The organism is Mesorhizobium sp. P3_A9 (assembly GCF_056402975.1).
This window is the reverse complement of sequence record NZ_JBFUGJ010000487.1, coordinates 1-3455: the sequence shown is the minus strand read 5'-3', so window position 1 is coordinate 3455 and position 3455 is coordinate 1. Positions and strand designations below refer to the sequence as shown.

Sequence of the window (3455 nt, the reverse complement as noted above, 5' to 3'; positions counted from 1 at the left end):
GGCATAACCGGTTTGACAAGGATTCGGAAAAGAGCGGGTTGAACTTCTCAAGCTCTATCTCATATTCGATATATCGGGGTTCAATAGGGCGGCAAGATTGCGTGCGAAGTATTGCAGATGAAATCGATTCTATCCGCGAGGTAAACACACCGGTCACGGATTTGACCCCGTCCGACCGCGATCAGATGTTTGCGTTGTACGAGACCTACTACGAGGCCGTCGACCGCAACGGTTTCGAGCGCGATCTCGCCGAAAAGGATGCTGTCGTGATCATCCGGCGCGACCGGGAGATCATCGGCTTCTCGACCTATCTCGTCAGGCCGCAGACTGTCGGCGAGGACACTGTCCACTATCTCTTTTCCGGCGATACCGTTCTCCATTCGGCGCGCTGGGGCGACCCTATGCTGCTGCGCGGTTTCTTCCGCGCGGCGGGCGCCGCCAAGGCAAGGGTAGGGGGCCGCCTGTTCTGGTTCCCCATCATAGGCGGGCACAGGACATTCCGCATCCTGCCCAACTTCTTCCGCGAGTTCGTTCCCGCCATCGATGGCCAGGACTCGGCCCGCCTGCAGGCAATCCGCGACACGATTGCGGCCGCCCGCTATGGGCACTATTTCGATCCGGCCACGGGGTTGGTCGATTTCGGCCCGTCCCAGGGCCATTTGCGGCGACAATGGGCCGATGTCGAGCAAACGGCGGTCCGCAATCGCTTCGCCGCTTTCTTCCTGAGAGCCAACCCATTCTACTCCAGAGGTGTCGAACTCGCCTGCCTGGCGGAGTTCGAGATTGGCAATCTGAAGCGCTACGGTCTTACAAGCTTTGCCAAGGGGCTGGCGGATGCATCGTGAGCGTGGCCTTGGACCTCCCGGCGCGGGCGGATCACTCCGTCAGGCGCAAGGTCAGCATCTCCAGGCCGCGGATCGAGGAATTGTCCATCCAGCGGGCGGCGACCGGCTCGATGGTTCTCCAGCGGGCGAGTGCAGCTTCCAGCACGGCGGCGCCTTCCATTTCGGCCAGCGCCCTGCCGATGCAGACATGCGCGCCGCGGCCGAAGGCCAGGTTCTGCCTGCCGGACCGGCGGAGGTCGAAATGCGATGGATCGACGAATTGGGCCGGGTCGCGGTTGGCGGCGCCGACCAGCAGCACCATCAGGCGGTCCTTCTCGACCGCCTGGCCGCCGATGACGACGGCCTCCAGCGGCCAGCGGCAGATCTTCTGCACCGGGCTTTCCAGCCGCAGCGTTTCGGCGACCGCATTGACGGCAAGCCGGCGATCAGCCTGCAGGGCGGACCATTGCGCGGGCTGGCGGGCAAGGTGGAACAGCATATTGCCGATGAGATGCACTGTCGTCTCGTGGCCGGCGAAGGCCAGGAAGGCGATGTTGCGCCCGGCGGCCGTCAGCCCGATTGCTTCGACGAGGCCAGCCAGCCCGGTCAGCAGCAGCGGCATCCGCCCGGTGGCAAGCAGACCGCGCAAATGGCTGACGAAGTAGTCGGACATCTCGTCGGCGGGGTTGGCGCGGCCGCCGAAAGCATCGTCGAAGCCGGTGTCGAGAATGGTGCGGATCGAACCCGACCATGCCCGCACCAGTGGCATGTCCTCGTCCGGCACGCCAAGCAGGCGGCAGATGACGCGTTCAGGTATGGCCCGCGTGAAGGCGGCCACGACATCGACCGTGCCGCCGGACAAGCCGCCATTGCCGACGAGGTCCTCGACCGCCTGCATGACCACGGGACGCATTGCCGCCATGCCCTTGCCGACGAAGGGTTGCCGCAGGGCTTGGCGCAGGGCGACGTGGGCGCTGCCCTCCTGATAGATCAGCCAGTCGCGGATCGCCGAACGGGGCTCCGCCGCCTCGCTGCCCGGCGGCACGTGCGACAGCTTGCGATTGACAAGGGCGTTCGAAACGAGATCGTATCCGGTGACGTAGACGTCGCCCCACGGCGCCTGCCAGACGGGGGCCTGCCGCCGCATTTCATCATGGATCGCGTAGGTGTTCGCGGCGCCCTCGAAGGCGCCGGCGCGAATGCCGTGCCAGGGATGGCCGGCGGCCTCGAACGTGGCGGTGGAGGAGGGCTCGCTATGCATCGTCTTTCGAAAAATCCCACCGTGCCAGCCGGGAGAGGCGTGCGTCGCCCGGAAATCAAACTCCGGCCATGACCGTCGATCAGGCGCCGATCTACTATTTCTGCACACGCCGACACGCTTACACGATCGGTGTGCTGCTTGGCTATTACGACCATGGGCTTGGCGATCTCGTCCGCATCATTCCCTACGAGCTGGCCGCGCGGCTCGGCCCTGTTGCAGCCGGCAGTTTTGTCTTCACGGATTTCGAGAGGCTGGCGCCAGCGCAATTGCAAGCCGTGGTTTGTCTGCACGAGCGTATCGCCGAGCGCAATCCCGACCTGTTGCTGCTCAACAATCCTGCCGTCGTGCCCGGCCGCTTCACGCTGCTGAAGCGCTTGAAGGCGGCCGGGCTCAACGATTTTGATGTCCACCGCATTGGCCAGCGCAGCGAGATCAGCCGCTTCCCGGTCTTCATACGCTGGGAGAGCCGGCACGATCCACCATTGACCGGGCTGATCGATAGCGCGGATGGGCTGGAAAGGGCGATTGCCGCCATGCCATCCCGCATCCGTGAGGATCGCGATGTCATGATCGTCGAATACGGAACCGCGCCTTCGGCTGACGGCCGGTTCCGCAAATATTCGGCCTTCAAGGTTGGCGACCGTATCTATGCGCAGCACTGCTTCAGCAGTCATTCGTGGTACATCAAGTTTTCCGAAGCCATCCTTGGCGATGCCGAACGCGCCGAAAGCCGTGCCTATGCGGCTGAAAATCCGCACGCGGCGCAACTTGACCGCATCTTTGCACTGGCAGGCATCGACTACGGCCGTATCGACTACGGCCTCGTCGGCGGTCGCGTCCAGACCTTCGAGATCAACAACAATCCGACCGTCATGTCGCGTCCGCCGGGCTGGGAGGCGGGTGTGGATTACAGCCGCTACGCCGAGATGCATGCGCGGGCGTTGCGCGGCATCATGCGGCCGGCCCGCGGGCCGGACCTCTTGCTCGGCGACGGCTCGATGAGCGTCGATGCCGTCCACGCCGACGCCATGCGCGCGGTGCGGCAGCGCATTGCGGAATTGTCGCGGCGGCGGCGCCTGTCGCTGCGGCCGCTCAAGAAGCGGCTGGCGCGGCTGTTCGGCCGGGCGTGAAGGACAATCTGGTGCCGCCCAAGCCGCGCCCGCAGAGGTCCACTATCTGGTGGCGGCTGCGACCAGCATTTCGCATGGGCCTTCGAACTGTCCGTCATGTTCGAACTGACCAAGCGCGGTTTCGATTTCGGCCCAGGCGTCGTCCTGCTCGCGAGGCGACAGGCCGGCCAGCATCTGGTGCAGTGCGCCAAACGATTCCTGCTCGAACTGCAGGCATTCGAGCGCCGATTGCAGCCGCAC

The 3455-nt window shown here is 64.5% G+C and carries 4 protein-coding genes; 2 read left to right on the top strand and 2 right to left on the bottom strand.

Going from position 1 to position 3455, the window contains the following annotated elements:
* Positions 1-185: 185 nt before the first annotated feature.
* Positions 186-845 carry a hypothetical protein gene (locus AC1DX0_RS33060; protein ID WP_477358571.1) on the top strand — a complete coding sequence of 220 codons (660 nt, stop codon included), beginning with the start codon at positions 186-188 and terminating at the stop codon, positions 843-845.
* A gap of 31 nt (positions 846-876) precedes the next feature.
* Here AC1DX0_RS33060 and AC1DX0_RS33055 read toward each other — a convergent pair whose 3' ends face one another.
* Entirely contained in the window at positions 877-2085 is a 1209-nt protein-coding gene (locus AC1DX0_RS33055; protein WP_477222750.1) for a cytochrome P450, read from the bottom strand.
* 68 nt (positions 2086-2153) lie between these two features.
* Between AC1DX0_RS33055 and AC1DX0_RS33050 the strand changes: the two genes are divergently transcribed.
* Positions 2154-3215, top strand: coding sequence for a hypothetical protein (locus AC1DX0_RS33050; protein WP_477222749.1), 1062 nt, complete (start codon positions 2154-2156; stop codon positions 3213-3215).
* A 42-nt stretch (positions 3216-3257) separates the two neighbouring features.
* Here AC1DX0_RS33050 and AC1DX0_RS33045 read toward each other — a convergent pair.
* A partial coding sequence (locus AC1DX0_RS33045; protein ID WP_477358569.1) for a hypothetical protein occupies positions 3258-3455 on the bottom strand: 198 nt, incomplete at its 5' end.

What these genes read in the sequence shown, in the direction of transcription:
- AC1DX0_RS33060 (WP_477358571.1), top strand. Translation starts at nt 186, where the DNA reads ATGTTTGCGTTGTACGAGACCTACTACGAGGCCGTCGACCGCAACGGT.
- AC1DX0_RS33055 (WP_477222750.1), bottom strand. Translation starts at nt 2,085, where the DNA reads ATGCATAGCGAGCCCTCCTCCACCGCCACGTTCGAGGCCGCCGGCCAT.
- AC1DX0_RS33050 (WP_477222749.1), top strand. Translation starts at nt 2,154, where the DNA reads ATGACCGTCGATCAGGCGCCGATCTACTATTTCTGCACACGCCGACAC.